The following is a 21,359-nucleotide window of genomic DNA, read 5'->3' as shown; positions in this document are numbered from 1 at the left end:
GGGCCCAGACACTATCGAGCTGCAGGTACCGCTCGCACGCCACCACCGGTGAGGTCGGTCTCAACGGCGGTGAGGTCGATCACGCGTGCGCGCGCGTTATCGCGCGTTATAGGGAAAAGCAGGGGCCACGAGACGTTCAAGAGTCTTTTGCGACACGTTTCAGCGGGTCGCGCGAGTCCCCATCAAGCCGGCCGCGATCAGCAGTGCCGCGATCGACGCCAGCGCGAGCCACGTGCCGGGCGCCGCCACCGCTCCCTCGACGCGTCCGCCGGTCAGCGGCAGTTCGAGCGCCCGCACGCCGAGCAGCAGCGCGCCGCCCACGAGCGTGGCCGCGCCACGAGCGGGCTTCGACCGGAGCGCGAGCACGAGGGTCATGATCAGCACGATGAGGGAGATCAGCAGGACCGCGGAGACCGTCGGGTCGTTGTCCGGCACCAGGGTCGGTGACGTGTACCTGTCGCCGCGCAGGGTCGGCAGCGCGAAGGCGCCTGCCGCGAAGAGCCCGGCGAGCAGCACGGCGCCCAGCTCGGTCACCGGCACCTGCTCCTTCTTGGTCTCACCCGCGTTCTCCCGCTCGATCGCGCCCGCGAGGCCCGCGCAGGCCAGTGCCAGCAGGCCGAGCGGGAGTTCGACGGTCATCAGCCAGAACCCCGCGCCGGGCTGCGCGACGCCCAGCTGACTCGCCGCCAGCACGGGTTCGGTCGCGCCCGCCGCGGCGAACTGCATGGCGAAGTAACCGCCCACCAGCGCCGGGCGCACCACAGCGGCCGTGGACGGCAACACCAGGAGAAGGCCCAGCCCGGCGAACGCGAGTCCGGCCGCCCAGAGCAGGTTCACGGACGCCAGATCGGGTGCCACACCGCCCGTGCTGAGAACGAGCTGCGGCAGCAACGCGCCGATGAGCATCGCGGCGGCCGAGAGGACGGCGAAGACACCGGCGGCCAGGTGCATGCGCCGAAGAGAGGGCAGCGCCGGGTCGCGCGTCTCGTCGCGCTTGCCGCGCAACAGTCGCGCCGTCCGGCCGTAGAGCGGCGTGATGGGCAGGATGAGAGCGGCGACCAGCGCGATCATCGATCCCACGCTGATGCTCAGCCCGGCCGCGACGGTGCCCGCCACCAGCGGTGGCAGCACGACGGCCAGCAACGCGAGCGTCACGCCGATCGTCCCGCCCTGGCGGGTGTCCGGGTCGGGGGAGCTGGCCGCGAGCGCGGTGGCGAGCGGCGCGGCCAGTGCGATCAGCAGACCGCCGGTCAGGCCGAGCACCGGCAGGTCCCACGGGCCGCGGTCCAGCTGGAACGGGTCCGTCGAGATGAACGGCTTGCCCAGCAACCCGATCGCGGCCCACGCGGCGATGATCACCGGCAGGGCCACCAGGGTCGGGGGCTCCGACTCGTCCGCGGGCATGCCGGCGCGACCGGCCGCGAGCGCACCGCCCGCGATCACCAGCAGGTGCCCGGCGATCAGCAGCCAGACTCCCGCCGACGGGACGACCGCGACGAGGGTCGTCGGCCGGAACAGCTCCGGCCGCGCCACCTTCATCGCGTCGAGGACGATCTGGAAGTCGCTCAGCAGACGTCCGACCGCGAAGACACCGACCGCGGCGATCAGTCCCGCCGCCACGAACGGACGGCCGCGCATCAGCAGCACACCCGCGACGACCGGCGGCAACAGCGCCAGCAGGGCGAGCAGCGGCCACGACGTGAACGCGGGATCCGCGCCGTCGACCACGCCGAGCAGCGGACCGGCCGCCAGTAGAAGGGAGCCTGCCGCGGCGAGTGCCCACGACGTGCGCAGCCTCGCGGCCGCCGGGGTCTGGTTCTCGAGCTCGGTGCGAGTCATCGCGGGCGAACCTAGCAAGACCGGTGTGTGCCCGTGTGTGGCCCGTTGTGCCTATCAAGACGAAATTCGTTCGCATGTGGAAAACGTCCGGCGGGTACTCCTAGCCCGTGACTTCATCACTTACCGTCGCTCATATGAGCGAGAGCGGCCGGTCGTGGATCACGCGTCTGACGGACGCGGCTCTCGACCGTGCCGGCTGGGGCGTGCACACGGCCCGTGACGTGGCGGAAGAAGTGAAGGTCGCGCTGCGGGCGATGGCCACGCCCGGCGGAGTGCGCGGGGTCGCGATGGAAGCGGCCTGGCTGACGGCCCACGCGGTGCTCTACCCGTGGGGTGCGATCACCGAACAGCTGCGCACGGACGGCCAGTACCGGCACTACCGCACCGACGGCCTGCCCCCGCGCCAGCGCGGGCTGATGGTTTCGGCGATGGACGCGGCGGGAACCCCGATCGTGTTGGTGCATGGCATCGGGGACAACCGTTCCGCCTTCGCGGTGCTGTCGGGGGCGCTGCGAAGGCGGGGCTTCGGCGTAGTCCACGCCATCAACTACAGCGTGCTGACGGCGTTGACCGGAGACGTCCGCCGTTCGGCCGCGTTGCTCGGCGCGCACATCGAGCGGATCTGTGAACAGACCGGATCCGACCAGGTCCACGTCGTCGGTCATTCGCTGGGCGGGCTCATCGCTCGTTACTACGTACAACGGCTACATGGCGACGCACGCGTTCGCACACTCGTAACGCTGGGAACGCCGCACAGGGGCACGCTCGCCGCCTATCTGCTGCCGACCCCGCTGACCAAGCAACTGCGACCGGGCTCCGAGTTGCTCGAGGAGCTCGCCGAACCGTGCCGGCCGTGCCGCACGCGCTTCGTCGTCGTCTGGTCGGAGATGGATCAGATCATCGTGCCTCAGCGCAACGCCCGGCTGGAGCACTCGTCGTTACTCGTCGAAGAGCACCAGATACGTGATTCAGGTCACCTTTCTTTGCCTGTTGACACGAGGACTCTTCATGTAGTTGTGACGGCCATCACCCGATCGGATGACTTGTCAACTCACCCCATCGCCGCTGGCGGTGAGGCGTGTCGACCGCCTGGCATGACCGACAGTCACAGTTGACAGTTGAAACCCGCTGGTCGCCGCCCATTGGGAGGACATAACGAACTGGGGTTTGCCCTCCGAGGCTCCCAGCCGTTACCTTCCCCCGGTCCGTTGTCACGGTCTGATCACAGAAGGACACCGAGTCAGAACCCCGAATCCTGACTCACCGGGAATCCCCCGCCCGGCAGTCCACAAGATCAGGCTCCCCGAAGGCGGAAGGGCAAGCTTTGAGTCACCACCGCTCCCCCGGCGGCCATGAACGCAGTGCTGCGCTTGAAGAGGCAGTCGACCGCGCCAATGCGCGCACGGTCAGCTCTCACCGGCTCCCCCCGCCGCCGTCGGCGCTTCGCGGACGCATCGTCGTCGCCGCCGTCGCAGTAGGCGCGTTCGCAGCAGCAGGCGCAGGACAGATCGGCCAGGCCGCAGCGGACGACAGCAGTGACGTCCAGCTCGCGAACCACTCCGGTGGCGCCGCCACCTTCGACGGCGTGGGAGGCGACACCGCCCCCGCCCCGCAGATCCTCGCGGTCTCCAAGACGACGGCGGAGGGCTCCGCCGAGGCCGCCAAGCTCCTGCGCAGCCAGCAGCTCACCACCGAGCGCGAGGCCGTCGAGGCCGAGAAGAAGCGCCCGAAGTTCGTCCGCCCCGCCGCCGGTGACTTCACCTCCGGCTACGGCGGCCGCTGGGGCACCATGCACCTCGGCATCGACATCGCCGGCCCGATCGGCACCCCGATCCTCGCCGCCGCCGACGGCAAGGTGCTCGAGGCGGGTCCCGCCTCCGGCTTCGGCCTCTGGGTCCGCGTGGAGCACGCCGACGGCACCATCACCGTCTACGGCCACGTCGACACGTTCAACGTCCGCGAGGGCCAGGTCGTCAAGGCAGGCGAGCAGATCGCCCGCATGGGCAACCGCGGCTTCTCCACCGGCCCTCACCTGCACTTCGAGGTCTGGAACCCGGGCGGCCAGAAGATCAACCCGCTGACCTGGCTGAACGCTCGCGGTGTGACTGTCTGATTCACCGGACCTCCGGGTCCTCGGGTTCGCCGGGCTTTCGGGTTCGCCGGACCTTCCGGGCCACGTGGTTCGAGACTTGTTGAACTACGGCTCAGTAGCTTTCTGACGGGATTTCGCGGCTGACCCACCTCGCGGTGTGGGTCAGGGCGTTTGAGAAGCCTCAGAGGGCTCGTGCGGCCCAGGAGCCTCTAGCGTCGCTCCAGTCGCACCCCAGTCGCACCCCAGCCGCGCTCCTGCGGGATCTCGCCCGGCTACTTCGCGCCGGGAGGCCGTCCGGCTTCACACCGGACGAAATAGTTGGCCGCTACGCGCCAGACCGAGCACATGTGTCTGCGCCAGCGTGGGCCGCACGCCTTGCAGGACCCGCTCTCCGTTGGTTCGTGGTGGCGGAGCAGGGTGCGCCACGCCTCGACCAGGTTGGTCGTTTCCGGGGATTCCAGCTGGCTGAGGATTGCGAACACACGTTCGTGCAGGGCGCCGGCCAGTACGTGATCCATCTTGAGCTCTCCCGCTGGGGTTGTGGCCTCATGCGGTCGATGATGCTCCGGGGGTCTGACAATTTTTGGACGCGGTGGGGATGACCTGCGTCGATCTTCTGGGTTGTGGGGGCAGCGGGAGCCGTGTGTGGGCTGTGGCGGGCACTAGCCGGGTAGATGCCGGGACTGTGCCAGGCAGACGCCTGGGCTGCGCCGGGCAGAAGTTGGGGCTGTGTCGAAGAAAGCCTGGGCTGCGCCGGGCAGATGCCTGGGCTGCGCCGAAGAAGGCCGGGCCCTTGGCTGTGCCGTCCGGGCCCCGTGCCGGACTGGGCAGTCCCCAGACGACAGTCCCCCGAAGACAGTCCTGAGAAGACAGTGCGGCCGGACCGCTCTCCCGTTCGGTCCGGCCGCACCTCGCCGCGAAGTTCGGCCCCCGCCGTTCCTTCGCTCCCCTTCGTCTGCAGGCTGCTTGGTTGCCTTGGATCGCCCCGAACGTTCCCTGGCTGTGCTGCTTGCGACACCCACATAGACGCACGTTGTGGCAGTCCGTTGCGCTGGTTTTGAGGAAAATTGGGGGATTTCTTCGGGGGTGGGGAAAGTGCTGGTCAGGGGGGTGGGGGTGGTCCGGTTTGGGTGGGGATGTGGCTTGTGTCGTGCACCCGGATGGTGGGTCTCTGGCGTTCCGTAAGTGCGTTGGGGGGCCGCCTTCGGCGTGCGCGTTGGTTTTGTTGGTCGTCCCCCTGGTGCGTTGGCGGGTGCCTGTTGGGTCGTCCGTAGGTGGTTGGGTTGCGTGCTGGTGTGGCGGCTGATTCCTGGGGCACTGCCCCAGACCCCGCCAATCTGATCAAAAACCGGGGTCCACGCCGTGCGTAGGTAGATGGCACGCCTGTTGCTTTGGGCGGAGTGGCGTTGCGTAGATGGGCGCGTTGGTGGGGTGGTTTCGTCACGAGTCGCACCAAGAGCGGGCCACAGGCAGAAGGGGATGTCAAACGGACGAAAAGCGTGTCCGTTTGACATCCCCTTCTGCCTGCAGCAAGAGCTGTGGCACGACTCGTGACGAAACCACCCCACCCAGACCGCACGGTAAGGACGGCTCGCCTTCGGCGTCGCGGGTGGGCGGGTGCTTGCCGTGACGCGCGCTGGCATGCTGTTTGGCTTGGGCTTGGGGCGTTAGAGTTTTGTCATTGGGACGCTGCCGATCAGCATCAGGCGGACTGTGCCTGAGCCGCCGAAGTCGATCGTCGCGGTGGCTCGCAGGCCCTCGCCGTCCACTGCCATCACTCTGCCCAGGCCGTACTTGTCGTGGGTCACTCGGTCGCCCACTTCCAGCTTCATCGCTGGGCCGTCCTTCCAGCCCGCTTTGCCCGGGGCCGGGCGGGAGAGGCCTCGGGAGGCTATGCCGCCTGAGGCTGAGCGGCCCCACGTCGTGGCTGCCGCTGGGCCTGAGCGTGAAGGCTCTACTCGGCGCCAGTCCAGGAGGTCCTGCGGGATTTCGCCCAGGAAGCGGGAGGCCGGGTTGGCTGATGGTTGGCCCCAGGCCGACCTCACCAGTGCCCTGGAGAGGTAGAGGCGGCGTTGGGCCCTGGTGATTCCCACGTAGGCGAGGCGGCGTTCTTCTGCCAGCTCGGCTGGGTCGCCCAGTGCTCGCATGTGCGGGAAGACGCCGTCTTCCCAGCCCGTGCTGAAGACGACCGGGTATTCGAGGCCCTTGGCCGTGTGGATGGTCATCAGGGTGACCACGCCGTCCGAGTCCGCGTCTGGGATCGAGTCCGCGTCTGCCACCAGGGAGACGCGTTCCAGGAAGGCTGGGAGCGACGGGATCGGTTCGGCGCCTTCGGGGAGTTCCAGTTCGGTGAACTCGCGGGCCACGGTGACCAGCTCGTTGAGGTTTTCGATCCTCGTGTGGTCCTGCGGGTCCTCGCTGGCTTCCAGCTCGGTGCGGTAGCCGGTTTTTTCCAGGACCGATTCGAGGATGTCGGCCACGTCGTCCTCGCGGGCGACCATCTCGCCCAGTTGGTCCATCATCTCCACGAAGCCGGCGATGGCGTTGCGGGAGCGCGGGTTCAGCATCGGGACTCGGTCGTTCACGGCCTCGCGGAGGGCTGCGGCGAAGCTGATTCGTTCGCGTTCCGCGTAGGCCGAGACGCAGGCTTCCGCTCGTTCGCCGATGCCCCGTTTCGGGACGTTCAGGATTCGACGCAGGGAGACCGTGTCTTCCGGGTTGGCCAGGGTGCGCAGGTACGCGAGGGCGTCGCGGACCTCTCGGCGCTCGTAGAAGCGGACGCCGCCGACCACTCGGTACGGGAGGCCGAGGCGGATGAAGATCTCCTCGAAGACCCGCGACTGGTTGTTGGTGCGGTAGAAGACGGCGATCTCGGAGTTGTTGACCTCGCCGCCGTCGACCAGGCGGTCGATCTCGTTGGCGACGAAGGCCGCTTCGTCGTGTTCGTTGTCCGCGACGTAGCCGACGATCTTCTCGCCCTCGCCGAGGTCGGACCAGAGCGACTTGTCGCGGCGGTTCGGGTTGCGGGAGATCACCGCGTTGGCGGCCGTGAGGATGTTCTGCGTGGAGCGGTAGTTCTGCTCGAGCAGGATCGTGGTGGCGTCCGGGTAGTCGCGCTCGAACTCCACGATGTTGCGGATGGTGGCGCCGCGGAAGGCGTAGATGGACTGGTCCGCGTCGCCCACCACGCAGAGTTCCGCCGGGGGGATCTCGCCGCCCGCCTTGCCGACGAGTTCGCGCACCAGGGTGTACTGCGCGTGGTTCGTGTCCTGGTACTCGTCGACCAGGACGTGGCGGAAGCGGCGGCGGTAGTGCTCGGCCACGTCCGGGAAGCGCTGGAGGAGTTCGACGGTCCTCATGATGAGGTCGTCGAAGTCGAGCGAGTTCGACTCGGCCAGGCGGCGCTGGTAGACGGTGTAGACCTCGGCCACGCGGCGTTCCAGGTCGTTCGTGGCCTGGGCGGTGGCGGTCTCCGGGTCGACGAGCTCGTTCTTGAGGTTCGAGATGTGCACGGCGAGGGTGCGGGCCGCGTACTTCTTCGGGTCCAGGTCGAGGTCCCTGGCCACGAGCGTGACGAGGCGGCGCGTGTCGTCGCTGTCGTAGATCGAGAAGTTCGACGACATGCCGAGGGTCTTCGCGTCGCGGCGCATCACGCGCACGCACATCGAGTGGAACGTCGACACCCACATCGAACGGGCGCGCGCGCCCACCATGTCGGCGACGCGCTCCTTCATCTCGGCGGCGGCCTTGTTCGTGAACGTGATGGCCATGATCTGGCCGGGATGCACGTCACGTTCCGCGAGCAGGTACGCGATCCGCCTGGTGAGGACGCGCGTCTTGCCGGAGCCGGCGCCCGCCACCACGAGCAGCGGTGAACCGGCGTGCTCGACGGCACGGCGCTGCGCGGGATTCAGGTCGTCGAGCAGGTGACCCGCGCGGGAAACGGGGGGACTTGAGGGCAAGTCGAACAAGGCGCTCATCGTCCATCCACGGTACCGGGCGGCACCGACAAATCCGGTACCGCCCGACCATGTGTTCGATGAGCAGGAGCTATCAGGTGCTGGTGTCGATCCTGAACGGCTTCGCCGCGTGCACGGCCGCGTGGTCGCCTGCCTCGGCGTACACGTCGATGGAGTCCTGCGTCCAGACGGCCTCGGCCTTGGTCTCGACCGTGAGCGTCGGCCACGCCTCCTTGTGCACGATCAGGTGATCCTGCGTGCACCTGAGGCCTTCGGCGCCGATGCCCTCGTTGACGTCACGGCAGTCCCAGCCGTCGCCCTCGAAGCCCGTGACCTCGAGGCGGTCGGTCGGGAACGAGATGAAGAGGTTCAGGCCCCGCTCGTCGTGGCCCACGACGTTCGTGATGTCGACGCTGAACTTCTGCCTGGGGACGAACCCACCCCTGGTGGTCCAGAAGTCCTCCTGGCCGAACCAGCCGGAAACCCTGGATATCTTGATGGTGGCGAAATCCGGCTCCGCTGCCGTTGCTGCCGGCGCGACCGAAGAGGACAGCGCCAGAGCGGTCGCCATCCCGAGTGCGTACTTCACATGACCCCCAGGTCTTGGTCTCAGCACCGGACGACTGTATGTCCACTCCTCTGCCGAGGAGCTAGGGCAGAAGAGGGAACTTCGAACGGTGGGTTCCCACTTGGTGAGCCCTTCAACCGCGCGGGCTTGGCGAGTGCGGGAGGTTCTGTGCAACACTGAATCCATGCGCGCGACGTTCTTCGAGTTTTTCTACGGGACCCGGACTCCGGCTCCCGTGGTCGTCTAGCGCTGAAAAGCCACCACGAAGCCCCGGAGTCCTCGGACACCGGGGCTTCGTCGCTTCCGGGCCAGGACTCGAAGAGTCGAGAGGTCACACCACGATGGACGCCACCACCACCGAACCCGACATCAACGCGCTGCGCGAGGAGATCGACCACCTCGACGCGGAGATCCTTCGCCTCGTGCAACGACGCGTCGAGGTGTCCAAGATCATCGGCGCGGCCCGCATGGCGGCCGGCGGCACGAAGATCGTGCACAACCGCGAGATCGACGTTCTCAACCGCTACCGGCCGCTCGGCACCGAGGGCAAGGACCTCGCGATGATCCTGCTCAAGATGGGCCGCGGCCCGCTCGGCAGGTAGCAGCACCCCACGGGCCCGGCGTCACAGCACGCCGGGCCAAAAAGGCTTCAGGGCGGCGCGCACGCGTTCGAGGTCCGCGTCCGCGAGCTGGGAGTCGTCCGGCACGTAGGCCAGCGGGTCCTCCAGCAACGGCTCCGGCAGCCGCAGCAGGCCCTCCACCAGCGCGTGCAGGCACAACGCGGAGTATCCGCGCAGGTAGCCGCCCTCCTGGGTGAGCACGGCGCGCGGTCCGAACGACGCCACCCGGCGGCCGATCTCGCGGTACCCGTCCGCGGTGAGGTTGTGGCGCCCGTTGGGGTCGAACGCCGACCCGTCGAACCCGGACGCGCACACCAGCAGGTCCGGCTCGAAGTCGCGCAGCAGCGGGAAGGCGATCTCGTCGAGCGCGCGCAAGTACGTCGTATCGCCCGCACCGAGCGACAGTTCGATGTTCACGTTCCTGCCGTTGGCGCCCACTTCTGATGGTGCACCCGTCTGCGGGTGGTTGGTGCCCCACGACCCGTGCCGCATGTGCACCGAGATGGTCAGCACGTCCGTGCGGTCGTAGAAGACCTCCTGCGTGCCGTTGCCGTGGTGCACGTCCCAGTCCAGGACGGCGACGCGCATCCCCTGGCGTCGCGCGGTCTCCGCCACCAGCGCCGCGTTGTTCACGAAGCAGTAGCCGTCCGCCATGTCCGGCTGCGCGTGGTGCCCCGGCGGTCGTACCAGCGCATATGCCACCGGTGCACCGGACTCCAGCGCCGCCAGCGCGGTGCCTGCCGCCGCGGACGCCGCACGCCACGTCTCCGGCCCCACGATGGTGTTCACCTCCAGCGCCACACGCTCCGATACGCGCAACGAGTCCAAGTACCCCGCCGTGTGCACGCGCAGAAGCTCGTCAACGGACGCGTGGCGCCCCTCGTGCCACTTCAAGTGCGGCGCCACCGGGCCGTGCATCAGCGCGTGCCGGAACGTGCGCAGGCGCGCCGCGGTCTCCGGGTGCGGTTCGGCGACGTCCAGCCACGGCCAGGAGCCCGGCAGCTCCCACAGGCCCTCACCGGCGTCGTGCTCGAGGCAGTCGTCGTGCCAGAACATGTCCACTCGAATCGGATATCAGGGCGATCACGGATGGTCCACCGAAAAGTTCTGGGGGCACACTGGACACATGGGCCTCATCGCCGCACTGATCGCCATCGCCGGCCTGCTCGCCGCCTTGGCGCACGACGCTTACCTGGGCTTGCTCGGTTCGGCCGCGAACAAGAAGGGCCTCGCCGGAGCGCCCGTCTCGCAGTTCGTCCGCAGCCGTTGGAAGACCGCGATCATCACGACCGCCGGAGCGGTGATCGGCCTGCTGATCACCAACGGCGAATCGCTGGGCGCCGACGTCATCGGCGCGCTGATCGCGGGTGGCAGCGGTCTGGCCGCGCTCAACGGCGTCCAGAACACGCGCAAGCAGCTGAACAGCGGTCAAGCTCAACTCCCGCCGCGCTGACAAACTTCACACAAAAGAGTGTCACTCGTCCTGAACACCCCCTTTTGGTTGGTTCGGTACCTCCAGACGGCCCTACGCTGATTGCGTCGCAGAGGGGTGTCGGGATGGACGAACTGCCGGGCAAGCATCGTCTCGACGACGGGGTCGCGCTGCCGCCGGAGATGCAGCCGCGGTCCGTCGTCGGGGGCGACCGCATCCCGCTGCCGCGCCGCCGCCAGATCGACCCGCTGCAGGACACCGACGGGCTGCGCAAGTTCAACATCGGGCTGGTGCCCGCCTCGGTCACGCCGCCGCGCACCTGGAAGCGCGCGGCCTGGTTCGCCGTCGTCTCGTCGGTGCTCGTGCTGGTCGGCCTGAGCGTCGCCGCGGCCAAGCTGGTCGGCGGTGGCGGCGCCACCGAGACGGTCGGGCTGCCCGGTTACCCGTCGGACGTGCCGCTCATCTCCCAGCTGCCCACCGGCGGCACCACGCCGTCCGCCACCACGGGCACCGCGCCGTCGGCCGCGAAGACGGGGAAGGGCGCTCCTGTGCCGGGCACGGGCTCCAGCGCACCCGCCACGAGCGGCCAGGCCTCCGCGCCGAACCCCAAGCCGTCCGGGACGGCCCCGCCGGTCATCACGACCGTGCCGGTCACCCAGGCCCCCGTGGTCGACGGCGGCAAGATCGCCCAGCAGACCGAGACCTTCTACCGCGCGATGGCGACGAACGCGGACACCGCGCTCGCCATGACCACGGACACCGTGCGCTCGAACGCCGACGCGTTGCTGGAGGGCAGGCTCGCCGACATCTCGCTGATCGAGGTCAAGGAGATCGCGGTCGACCCGAGCAAGGGCCTCACCGTCAGCCTGCTGCAGGTGACGAAGAAGGACGGCTCGGTCAGCACCGAGAAGCGCGAGCTCAGCTTCACGCTCGGCGACCTGCCGCTGATCAACAGTGAACGGTTGAAGGCCGGCGGCTGAAGTGGCTAAAGGTCACGGCCGGAGCTACCGAACGTAGTAGGTAGCACCTTCGAGCGAATCCTGAGCGCCGCTGGCCGCCACGAACGAGTGAAGTTCACCAGGACACTGGCATCTTCACGCGTGGCCACGGTACGTCTTCAGTCGAACACGGACAGTACGGAGGACCAGAGCAGTGCAGCGTCCCGCGGCGACGACCGGACGGCGGCACACCCGCGCCGGCTCGATCAGCGTGGCCGAGCTGATCAAGCAGCAGCCGACCCCGATGCGCATCCTGTCGAACGAGGAAGCCGCCACCGACGCTCTCGTCACCTCCCTGCTCGGTCCGACCGAGAACATGACCGCGACGACGACCGTGATCCCGGTCGTGCCCGGTCGCCGCCGCACGAAGTCGGGCACCCTCGCCAGGGCCGCCGGCCTGCTGACCGGCGCGATCGTGCTGGTCTCCTCGATCGCGGGCGCGGCGGTCCTCGCGAACAAGCGCCCCGCCAACAACGGCGTCCCGGTCACCGAACGGCCCGTCGCGCTGTCCGGGTCGAGCGCGCTGCGCCCGGACGTCCTGTCCGCCCAGCTGCCGAACGAAAACGCGCCGGTGCAGACCACCGCCGTCCCGATGCCGCAGCCGTCCGCGCTGCTGCTGCAGACGGCCGACCCCGAACCGTCCACGCCCGAGGTTTCGGTCGGCCCTCAGCCGCAGGTGGACGTGGTGAAGAGGTTCTACGAGCTGCTCACGACCAAGCCCGCCTCGGCGGCCAAGCTGCTCTCGCCGGAACTGGTCGGCGCGAACCCCGCGGAGTTCGTGAAGTCCTGGGGCAGGGTCAAGACGGTGAACGTCGACCAGACGTCGGTGCGGCCGGACGGATCGGTGCTCGCGGTCGTCTCCATGCAGGAGGTGGACGGCAGCTGGCTGCGCATCGAGCAGCTCTTCTGGCTCACCAGCACGAGCCAGCCGCGCATCGTCGGCACCGAGGTCCTTTCGGCGCAGCGCAGCTAGGTCGCGAACTTAGGTCGCACCCAACTGATTCGCCGTTCGCAGTCGAACGGTGACCGCTCGTCGCGAAAACCTAGGTTCGATCGTGAAAATTCCCCCATAGGGGTTACATCTCCGGTCACGATTCGGTATCCATATCCCCGCCAGTGCGCGTACGCGAACTTGGAAGGGTGAACGAGCGGTGTCGATTGAGGACCATCGTCGGCGGTTGACCGGGTCGGCTGAGTCGACCGGCCAGCTGTCCGTCGCCGAGCTGATCGCCCGCCGCGAGGCGGAAACCGTGGAGATCCCGGTGATCACCGCCGACATGCTCGCCGACGACGTCACCCCCGAGTCGTTCGAGCCGACCGTCAAGTTCAAGCCGGTCAAGGCTCCTGGCGGCAAGAAGAAGCAGCCCATGAAGGAGCTGCACATCACGGAGCTGCTGCGCCGTGAAGGCCTCGCCGACGACACCCACCGCGGCGGGTTCACCGTCGGCAAGCTGGCCGCGGCGGCCAGCGGTGGCGTGATCATCTGCGGTTCGGTGGCGTTCGCCGCCTCCTCCTGGCTGTCCTCACCGGACGAGCGCCCGCTCGCCGAGGTGCGGTTCGACGAGCGCGCCCAGGCCCGTGGCGCCAGCTCCGGCACCGAAGGCGTCGTGAAGCTGCCGTCGAACAAGACGCAGCAGGCCGACGCCACCGAGACCCAGCAGGCCGACCCGACGACCACGAGCCCGACCAGGCGCGTCGAGCCGAACACCCAGGTCAAGCAGCAGCAGCCGACGCAGCAGACCCAGCAGCCGACGCAGCAGCCCACCTCCGAGACCTCGACGCAGACCCCGCCGCCGTCGTCGTCCACCGAGACCAGCCAGCCGAGCACGCCGCCGTCGAGTGAGACTCCTCCTCCGCCGCCGAGCTCCTCCACGGTCACCCCGCCGAGCAGCAGCACGTCACCCACCACCCAGACCCCGCTGCCGTCGTCGTCCAACCCGGTCGACGTGAGCGTGGACCTCGGCATCCTCGACCCGGTGCTGAACACCGTGGGCGACACCGTCGGCGGATTCGACTTCTTCGCCCCGGCGAACTGACGTACGACAGGTAGCTTCAGCGGCAGCCCTCGACAGGTACCCTGTGCGGGCATTCCGGACGACCCGCTGACTACCGCACGAGGAGCACGAGCGTGGGATCTGCTGCCGCAGCCGCAGTCACGCCTTCGAGCACCCCTGAGGTGAGCCCGTGACGACGTCCGGCACCTCGGACGGCCGTCTGATCGCCGACCGGTACCGCTTCCTCGACCGCATCGGCTCCGGCGCGATGGGCATCGTCTGGCGAGCCCACGACGAACGCCTCGGCCGCGAGGTGGCGATCAAGCAGCTGCTGCTGGCTCCCGGTCTCGACGAGGCCGAGCAGGACGAGGCCATCCAGCGCGCCATGCGCGAGGGCCGCATCGCCGCCAAGCTGCACCACCCGAACGCCATCGCCGTGTACGACGTCGTCGAGGAAGACGGCGTCCCGTGCCTGGTCATGGAGTACCTGCCGTCCTACAGCCTCGCGGACGCGCTGGCCGAGGGCGGGCCGATGGACCCGATCGAGGTCGCCAGCATCGGCTCCCAGTGCGCGGCGGCGCTGGCCGCGGCCCACGCGGCGGGGATCGTGCACCGCGACGTGAAGCCCGGCAACGTGCTGATCGCCGAGAACGGCGTCGTCAAGATCACCGACTTCGGCATCTCGCGCGCCTCCGACGACATCACGGTCACCAAGACCGGCCTGATCGCCGGCACGCCCGCGTACCTCGCGCCGGAGATCGCGCGGGGCCAGGACCCGACGCCGGCCTCCGACGTCTACTCGCTCGGCTCGACGCTGTTCGCCGCGATGGAGGGCGAGCCGCCCTACGGAGTGAGCGAGAACACTCTCGGTGTTCTGCACGCCGTCGCGGCCGGGCGGATCAACCCGCCGACCGTCGACCACCCGCTCTCCGACACGCTGCTGTACCTGCTGAACTTCGAACCGGACGACAGGCCGACCATGGCCCAGGCGCGCGAGGTGCTCAACGCCGTCGCGCACGGCCGTTCGCCGTCGTTCAGCGGCCTGGCGGTGACCGCCGGGCCCGACCCGACGACGATCGTGGAACCCGATCGGACCCGCGTGGTCCGGCCGGTGGCCCGAACCGCTCCACCACGCACCGCACCGCCGATGGCTCCCGCCAGGGGCCAGGACAACCGGCCGCTGGTGGTCGCTGCGGTGGTGCTGGCGTTGTTGCTGGTCATCGGTGGTTTGATGGTCGCGCTCGGGGTGTTCAACAAGGAACCGCAGACCCCGTCCGCGCCGCCTGCGAGCTCGTCGCAGACGGTGGAACCGACGAGTTCGTTGCCCGAGGTGACGACAACCACGCCCGAGGCAACGACCACACGCGAAACGACGTCTACAACGACGACGACTACAACTACGACCACCACGACGACAACGACGAAGTCGTCGCCGCCCCCACCGTCCTCGTCGACAACCACGACGACTACGACGACAACGACGACGAGCGCGCCGCCCCCAGCGGGCTAAGCGTCATTACGCCGTTGAAATCTCGTAAGGTGGGTACCCGCACCGATGGGTGATCTGAACCCGAAGGTGTGATCAGCCGTTGAACAGAGAGCAAGTGACCGCACAGCGGGGAGCAACTGTGACCGACGATGGCCGATTGGTCGCTGGTCGCTACCGATTGAGCCAGCGGATCGGCAGCGGCGCCATGGGCGTCGTTTGGACGGCACATGATGAACGCCTGCACCGCACAGTCGCGGTCAAGCAACTCCTCCTGCAGCCTGGACTAGCCGAAGCTGACACGGACGAGGCCAAGAGACGTGCCATGCGCGAGGGCCGTATCGCCGCGCGCCTGCAACACCCCCACGCCGTCGCCGTCTACGACGTCGCCGAGGACGACAGCCAGCCGTGGCTGATCATGGAGTACCTGCCGTCGAAGAGCCTGTCCGCGGTGCTCTCCGAACGCGGCACGCTCCCGCCGCGTGACGTGGCGTCGATCGGCATGCAGGTCGCGTCCGCACTGGCGGCCGCGCACAACGCCGGCATCGTGCACCGCGACATCAAGCCCGGCAACGTGCTGCTCGGCGACGACGGCACGGTCAAGATCACCGACTTCGGCATCTCCCGCGCGACCGGTGACGTCACCGTCACCGCGACGGGCATGCTCGCGGGCACCCCCGCCTACCTCGCGCCCGAGGTGGCCAAGGGCTACGACCCCGGCTCGCCGTCCGACGTGTTCTCGCTGGGCTCGACGCTGTACGCCGCGATCGAGGGCGAGCCGCCGTTCGGTCTGAGCGAGAACACCATCGCGCTGCTGCACAAGGTCGCGTCCGGCAAGGTCAACCCTCCGCGCAACGCGGGGCCGCTGACCGCGCTGCTGATGCGCCTGCTGCGGGCGGAGCCGGAAGACCGCCCGACCATGGCCGAGGCCCGCGACGCGCTCGCCGCCGTCGCGAACGGCCAGGCAGCCCCCGCCTTCACCCCCGCCGTGGTCGCCCCGACCCACCCGCCGTCGTGGCGCGGTGTGCCGGTGCAGCAGCCGCAGCAGCAGGCCGCCACGCGGGCCCTGACGCCGCCGCACGGGCAGCAGCAGGCACCGCCGCCGCCCAACGCGACGCGGGTGGACATGCACACGCCGCCGCCGCGCACCGCGCAGCAGCAGCAACCGTCGAACCACCGCCCGGCCGCCGCGCCGCAGTACTCGCAGCGCCCGAGGCCGGCAGCGCAGTCCTCGTCGTCGAAGAGCAAGAAGTCGACGATCTACACCGCACTCGCCATCGTGGCGGCGGCGGTCGTGGGCATCATGTTCGCGAGCATGCTGTCGAACAGCGGCGACGGCGGGAACGACAACAACGCGGGCGCGAACACCTCGACGCAGCAGACCCAGGGCAACGACCCGACCAAGCAGTCGACGCCGCCGAAGTCCGCGGGCAAGGCCGGCCAGTGGACGAGTTCGCCCCAGCCAGAGGACATGAAGGCGTTCCTGGAGGAGTACTTCGACACCGCGCCCAAGTCCCCGGAAGAAGCCTGGAAGCTCGGCAACGGCAACTTCCAGGGCAGCTTCCCGGGCGGCTACAGCGGTTTCCAGAGCTTCTGGTCGGGCATCAAGGAAGCCAAGATCATCAAGGCCACCGAAAAAGAAGGCTTCTACTGGGAAGTCGACGTCGAGTACACGAAGAAGAGCGGCGGGACGACCACCGAACGCCGGGGCATCTCGTTCGAGTGGAAGAGCCCGAACTTCCTCATGCACAACGACAAGTCGCTCGGCTCCTACTGATCGCGGCCCTGGTCAGGAGGCCCGTGCGGCCTTCTCCAGGGCTTCCGCGAGAGTGAGCACAGCGGGATTGCGCGCGGCATCTTCGCGATAGACCACGTGAATGTGCCGAACGGGTTCGGGATTGCGCACCTTGCGCAGAACAACGCCGGGGTGCGCATATCCCAGGCCGAGCCGGGGAATGATCGTGACGCCCAGTCCGGCCGCCACGAATCCCTGCGCGGTCGCGTAGTCGTCACTTTCCACGGCCACCTGCGGCGAGAATCCGGCGCCCGCGCAGGCATTGCGCACGAGGTCCGCGCACGGGCCGGCGGCGCCGCAGTCCGCGTCGATCCACGGCTCGTCGGCCAGTTCGCCGAGATCGAGCACGCGCTTGCGGGCCAGGGCGTGGCCACGCGGAAGCACGGCGTAGAACGGGTCGGCGAGCAGGTGCCGCGCGACCATGCCCTCCGGTGCGGGCGCGTCGGGTTCGAGGACGGTGATCGCCACGTCCGCGCGGCCCGCCGCCAGTTCGACGAACGGGTCGGTCGGCTCGGTCAGCTTCAGGTCGAGCTCCACGCCCGAGCGCTCGGCCCGGAACGTCGCCACCGCGGGCGGCACGAGCGCCGCTCCGGCCGTGGCGAAGTAGCGGACGCGCAGGGTGCCCGCGCAGCCGTTGCGCAACGCCGTCAGGGCGCTCTCGGCCTCGGCCAGCTGCTCGGCGAGGCGGCCGGCGTGCTCGGTGAGCAGGCGCCCGGCCGCGGTAGGCCGGACTCCCCTGCCGACGCGCTCCAGCAGCGGCAGTCCCGCCTGCTTCTCCAGGCCCGCGACCTGCTGCGAGATGGCGGACGGGGTGTAGCCGAGGTTGGTCGCGGCCGCGGTGATGGAACCCGTGCTCACGACGGCCCTGAGCACCTGCATTCGTCGCACGTCCAACATGCCTCGACCTTACAGCGGTGCTTAAAGGTTAAGCACAACAATTAAATTGTCATTAGGTGTCGGCGGGCGCATGGTTGACACGTGAACCAACGCGGAACGTTGATCAGGATGGGCGTGCTCGCCCTGCTGTGGGGATCCAGCTTCCTGTGGATGAAGCTCGCGCTCGGGAGTCTCGCGCCACTGCAGATCTCGCTCGTGCGGACGTTCTTCGGGGCGCTCGTGCTGTTCGTCGTGCTCGCGCTGGCGAAGATGAGCCTGCCGCGTGACCGCAGGATCTGGGGTCACATGCTCTTCGTGGCCCTGTTCGGCAGCGCCATCCCGTTCACGCTGTTCGCGTTCGGCGGTCAGACGGTCGACTCGGGTGTCTCCGGGGTGCTCAACTCCACGACGCCGCTGTTCGCGCTGGCCATCGGCCTCGTGCTCGGCTCGGAGAAGATCAGCAACGTGGTCCGCGTGCTCGGCCTCGCGCTCGGCTTCGCGGGCGTTCTGGTGATCTTCGCGCCGTGGCAGTCGGCCAACAGCATCGCGAGCTGGGGTGCGGTGCTCTGCCTCATCGGCGCCGCGAGCTACGCCATCGGCTACTCCTACGCCGGCCGCTACCTGGTCAACACGGGCGCCACCTCGACGCAGCTCGCCGCCATGCAGCTGACCACCGCGATGGGAATGCTGATCCTGGCGACGCCGTTCGGCGGCCTGCAGACGCTGCACCTGCACTGGGTCGGCGTCGTCGCCGTGATGATCCTCGGCGTCTTCGGCACCGGCGTCGCGTTCATCCTCAACTACCGCGTCATCGCCGACGAGGGCGCCACGACGGCAACTACCGTCGGTTACCTTCTGCCCGTCGTCTCGGTACTCCTTGGAGCGATCTTCCTCGGAGAGCAACTCAACGCAAGGGTCGTCGTCGGCATGCTGGTGGTTCTCCTGGGCGTCGCGCTGACCCGGAGGAAGCCCGTCGCGGCAGGTCAGACCATCTCACCAAACGAGACACGCGACCTGGTCAAACGCTGAAGGGTGAGACGCACGTCTCCCCCAATAGGATGGTTCCGAGACGAATCGCGTCCTTAACGGGCTGGTTGGCCGTCTCCTCTTTGTGAGCGGACATGGAGACCAGCCTGGGAAGGACATCGACATGAACAACGAGAACCTGAAGGTCACCACCCGGACGACTTTTCAGCTCTTGGCACCAGGAGCCGCGCCGGCTCCGGTCGAGGCCGAACTCGTCTACGACCCGGAGGACCCCTACGCGGTCGCCGTCATCTTCTTCACGGGCTCCGGCCGCGTCGAGTGGATGTTCGCCCGCGACCTGCTGGCCGACGGTCTGCTGACGCCGTCCGGCGAGGGCGACATCCTCGTCCGGCCCGCGTCCGACGACCCGGAGCGCGTCCTGGTCGAGCTGAACGCGCCGACCGGGTTCGCCATCCTCAGCGCCGTCGCCGAGGACGTGGCGGAGTTCCTGGACAGCTCCTACGACGTCGTGCAGCCGGGCGAGGAGGACCTGTGGATCGACTTCGACCGTGAGCTGCAGAAGCTGGTCTCGACGATCGACTAGTCCCCTGGCGAGGTTCCGGGGTGGTTCTACGGGCGCGGGACGAGGTGCCGGCACGCGGGGCAGCGTTGCCGACCAGCTCGTCACCGGAGACCACCGGGAACGGCGCCGTGCGACGTCGTGGGCAGCGACGAACGCACGTCTCAACAGGTCGAGCGGGTCACAGAGGCAGACAGTCCCCACCGGTGACTTCGGCTCGGCATGACGCACTTCACCGATCACCGACGGGCAGACCGGATCATTCGATGCTCGTCTGCGCGATTGATTAGTCTCAGGGTGTGACAACCATCGGGGGCCGCTACACGCTGCTGGAGCGCATCGGCAGCGGGGCGATGGGGGTGGTCTGGCGGGCACGGGACGAGGTGCTGGCCCGCGAGGTCGCGGTCAAGGAGCTCGTCACCGGTGACCACCAGCGCGCGATGCGGGAGGCACGCAACGCCGCGCGGCTGCACCACCAGCACGCGATCGCGGTGTTCGACGTCGTGGGCAGCGACGACGAAGAGCCGTGGATCGTCATGGAGTACCTGCCGTCGCACAGCCTCTCGGCGCTGATCGCCGAGCGCGGGCCGCTCAAGCCGGCCCAGGCCGCGAGCATCGGCGGCAAGGTCGCCTCGGCACTGGCCGCGGCGCACGCCGCCGGACTGGTCCACCGCGACGTCAAGCCCGGCAACGTCCTGATCGGCCACGACGGCACGGTCAAGCTCACCGACTTCGGCATCTCCAAGGCGACCGGCGACGGCACGATGACCGACACCGGCATGATCTCGGGCACCCCCGCCTACCTCGCACCCGAGGTGGCGCGCGGCGAGCAGCCCGGCGAGGCGTCCGACGTGTTCTCGCTCGGCGCCACGATCTACACGGCCATCGAGGGCGAGTCGGTCTTCGGGCCCAGCGACAACAGCTTCGGCCTGCTCTACCGCGCCGCCAGCGGCCAGCTCCGCGATCCCAAGAACGCGGGCGAGCTCACCCCGTTGCTGCTGCGGCTGCTCTCGCAGGCCCCCGAGGACCGGCCGAGCATGCAGGAGGCCGCCGACCTGCTGGCCTCCGAGCCGCAGCCGTCACAGCCGCTCGAGATCCCGCGGCCACAACGCAGGCTCAAGGCGCCGAACCGCCGGATCCTGGTGATCCTCGCGGTCATCGCGGTGCTGGCGATCGGTGGTGGCGCGGCGGCCGCGTACTGGGGCGGCACCGGCAACGGCACCACCCCGGTCAACCAGGCGGACTTCACCCAGCAGCCGGTCTACTACACCGCGGACCAGGCGAACAGCTTCGTGCAGGACCACTACCGCCTGCTGCCGAGCAACGCGGAAAGGGCGTGGCGGAACCTCTACGGCCAGGCCGCCGAACCGCAGGCGGACTACCTGAACCGCTGGAGCACCTACACGAGCGTCATCATCACGGGACCGGGGACGGTGCGGTCGGAGGGCCGGAACTGGGTGGTCAACATCGGCCTCGTGACGATCAGCAACGGCGTCACCGAGAACGGTGTCTACGACATCGAGGTCGCCGCGGTCGACAACCAGATGAAGATCGTCAGCACCAAGCGGGTCAGCTGAGCAGCCAGAAGCTGCCGCCGCCCACGACCACGCCCATCACCGACCCGGCCAGCACCTGCGCCGTCGTGTGGTCACCCAGCTCGACGCGGGACCACGCCACCAGGGCGGCAGGCAGCGCGAGAAGCAGCCACCACGGCCCGTAGACGGTCGCGAGCGTCACCACCGCGGCCCACGCCACGGCGGCGTGCAGCGAGATCTTCCACTTCATGCCGAACGTGATCGCCATGCTGACGACCAGCGAGGCGAACATGCTGCCCGCCAGCGCGAGCATGTTCCGGGGCGCGTCGCCCAGGACCATGATCACCGTGCCGGCGGCCAGCGACGCTCCCGCCGTGACCAGTGGAACGAGCCTGCCCTCGCGGTTCGTGACGTGGTGGCCGTCCCACTTGCCCTTGCGCGCGCCACGCACGATGACGGCCATGGGGATGACGGACGCCGTCACGGCGACCACGAACCCCCACAGCAGCGTCATCCAGACGTTCTCCGTCGCGGCGGCAACACCGAACGGCAGCAAAATCACCCAGACCCACGGCGCCAGCACCTCGGTGGCACCGCGGGCGACCTTCTTGATCAATGT

At 68.8% G+C, this 21,359-nt stretch carries 18 protein-coding genes; 12 read left to right on the top strand and 6 right to left on the bottom strand.

The annotated features are described in order from the left end of the window. Positions 1–159: 159 nt before the first annotated feature. A complete protein-coding gene (locus tag ACH413_RS31295; RefSeq protein WP_360044570.1) occupies positions 160–1,839 on the bottom strand; it encodes a hypothetical protein in 1,680 nt (559 codons plus the stop codon). A 221-nt stretch (positions 1,840–2,060) separates the two neighbouring features. Here ACH413_RS31295 and ACH413_RS31290 point away from each other — a divergent pair, with 221 nt between their 5' ends. Together ACH413_RS31290 and ACH413_RS31285 are read left to right on the top strand one after the other, a co-directional pair. Further along, a complete protein-coding gene (locus ACH413_RS31290; protein WP_360044573.1) occupies positions 2,061–2,954 on the top strand; it encodes an alpha/beta fold hydrolase in 894 nt (297 codons plus the stop codon). A 209-nt stretch (positions 2,955–3,163) separates the two neighbouring features. Continuing rightward, entirely contained in the window at positions 3,164–3,952 is a 789-nt protein-coding gene (locus tag ACH413_RS31285; protein WP_360044576.1) for a M23 family metallopeptidase, read from the top strand. A gap of 1,646 nt (positions 3,953–5,598) precedes the next feature. Here the strand turns inward: ACH413_RS31285 and pcrA are convergent. Then, positions 5,599–7,911: a DNA helicase PcrA gene (pcrA, locus tag ACH413_RS31280; protein WP_360048244.1), complete on the bottom strand. Its 2,313-nt coding sequence runs from the start codon at positions 7,909–7,911 to the stop codon at positions 5,599–5,601. A 73-nt stretch (positions 7,912–7,984) separates the two neighbouring features. Further along, on the bottom strand, positions 7,985–8,461 hold the full coding sequence (locus tag ACH413_RS31275; protein WP_360048246.1) for a hypothetical protein: 477 nt from the start codon (positions 8,459–8,461) through the stop codon (positions 7,985–7,987). 338 nt (positions 8,462–8,799) lie between these two features. On the opposite strand from ACH413_RS31275, the gene ACH413_RS31270 reads away from it, so the two are divergent. Beyond that, complete coding sequence (locus tag ACH413_RS31270) at positions 8,800–9,060, top strand: chorismate mutase (RefSeq protein ID WP_360048248.1); 261 nt, start codon at positions 8,800–8,802, stop codon at positions 9,058–9,060. A gap of 21 nt (positions 9,061–9,081) precedes the next feature. On the opposite strand, the gene ACH413_RS31265 is transcribed toward ACH413_RS31270, so the two are convergent. Further along, on the bottom strand, positions 9,082–10,134 hold the full coding sequence (locus ACH413_RS31265) for a histone deacetylase (RefSeq protein ID WP_360048348.1): 1,053 nt from the start codon (positions 10,132–10,134) through the stop codon (positions 9,082–9,084). Positions 10,135–10,204: 70 nt separating this feature from the next. Here ACH413_RS31265 and ACH413_RS31260 point away from each other — a divergent pair, with 70 nt between their 5' ends. From ACH413_RS31260 to ACH413_RS31235, 6 genes are all read left to right on the top strand, one after another. After that, complete coding sequence (locus ACH413_RS31260) at positions 10,205–10,531, top strand: hypothetical protein (protein ID WP_360048249.1); 327 nt, start codon at positions 10,205–10,207, stop codon at positions 10,529–10,531. 104 nt (positions 10,532–10,635) lie between these two features. Next, on the top strand, positions 10,636–11,490 hold the full coding sequence (locus ACH413_RS31255) for a hypothetical protein (protein WP_360048250.1): 855 nt from the start codon (positions 10,636–10,638) through the stop codon (positions 11,488–11,490). 172 nt (positions 11,491–11,662) lie between these two features. Then, positions 11,663–12,481, top strand: a complete 819-nt coding sequence (locus tag ACH413_RS31250; RefSeq protein ID WP_360048251.1) for a hypothetical protein — start codon at positions 11,663–11,665, stop codon at positions 12,479–12,481. Between the two features lie 205 nt (positions 12,482–12,686). Next, entirely contained in the window at positions 12,687–13,544 is an 858-nt protein-coding gene (locus tag ACH413_RS31245; protein ID WP_360048252.1) for a hypothetical protein, read from the top strand. A gap of 148 nt (positions 13,545–13,692) precedes the next feature. Further along, on the top strand, positions 13,693–15,012 hold the full coding sequence (locus ACH413_RS31240) for a serine/threonine-protein kinase (RefSeq protein WP_360048254.1): 1,320 nt from the start codon (positions 13,693–13,695) through the stop codon (positions 15,010–15,012). A 94-nt stretch (positions 15,013–15,106) separates the two neighbouring features. Then, positions 15,107–16,765 (top strand): protein kinase, encoded by a 1,659-nt coding sequence (locus ACH413_RS31235; RefSeq protein WP_396425385.1) that lies wholly within the window; start codon positions 15,107–15,109, stop codon positions 16,763–16,765. A 12-nt stretch (positions 16,766–16,777) separates the two neighbouring features. Here the strand turns inward: ACH413_RS31235 and ACH413_RS31230 are convergent, their stop codons facing one another. Next, complete coding sequence (locus tag ACH413_RS31230; protein ID WP_360048256.1) at positions 16,778–17,680, bottom strand: LysR family transcriptional regulator; 903 nt, start codon at positions 17,678–17,680, stop codon at positions 16,778–16,780. Positions 17,681–17,761: 81 nt separating this feature from the next. On the opposite strand from ACH413_RS31230, the gene ACH413_RS31225 reads away from it, so the two are divergent. The 3 genes from ACH413_RS31225 to ACH413_RS31215 all read left to right on the top strand — a co-directional run bounded on the left by ACH413_RS31225 (position 17,762) and on the right by ACH413_RS31215 (position 20,782). Beyond that, complete coding sequence (locus ACH413_RS31225) at positions 17,762–18,688, top strand: DMT family transporter (RefSeq protein ID WP_360048257.1); 927 nt, start codon at positions 17,762–17,764, stop codon at positions 18,686–18,688. A 121-nt stretch (positions 18,689–18,809) separates the two neighbouring features. Continuing rightward, entirely contained in the window at positions 18,810–19,229 is a 420-nt protein-coding gene (locus ACH413_RS31220; RefSeq protein WP_093591358.1) for an SsgA family sporulation/cell division regulator, read from the top strand. Between the two features lie 275 nt (positions 19,230–19,504). After that, positions 19,505–20,782: a serine/threonine-protein kinase gene (locus ACH413_RS31215; RefSeq protein WP_360048259.1), complete on the top strand. Its 1,278-nt coding sequence runs from the start codon at positions 19,505–19,507 to the stop codon at positions 20,780–20,782. On the opposite strand, the gene ACH413_RS31210 is transcribed toward ACH413_RS31215, so the two are convergent. Then, complete coding sequence (locus tag ACH413_RS31210) at positions 20,775–21,356, bottom strand: phosphatase PAP2 family protein (protein WP_360048261.1); 582 nt, start codon at positions 21,354–21,356, stop codon at positions 20,775–20,777. The two genes, ACH413_RS31215 and ACH413_RS31210, sit on opposite strands and share 8 nt — an antisense overlap. Between the last annotated feature and the right edge of the window lie 3 nt (positions 21,357–21,359).

The organism is Lentzea sp. NPDC020367 (assembly GCF_044387305.1).
In the GTDB taxonomy this organism is placed as follows: domain Bacteria; phylum Actinomycetota; class Actinomycetes; order Mycobacteriales; family Pseudonocardiaceae; genus Lentzea.
The sequence above is the reverse complement of the archived record's forward strand: the minus strand, read 5'-3'. Positions and strand labels throughout refer to the sequence as shown.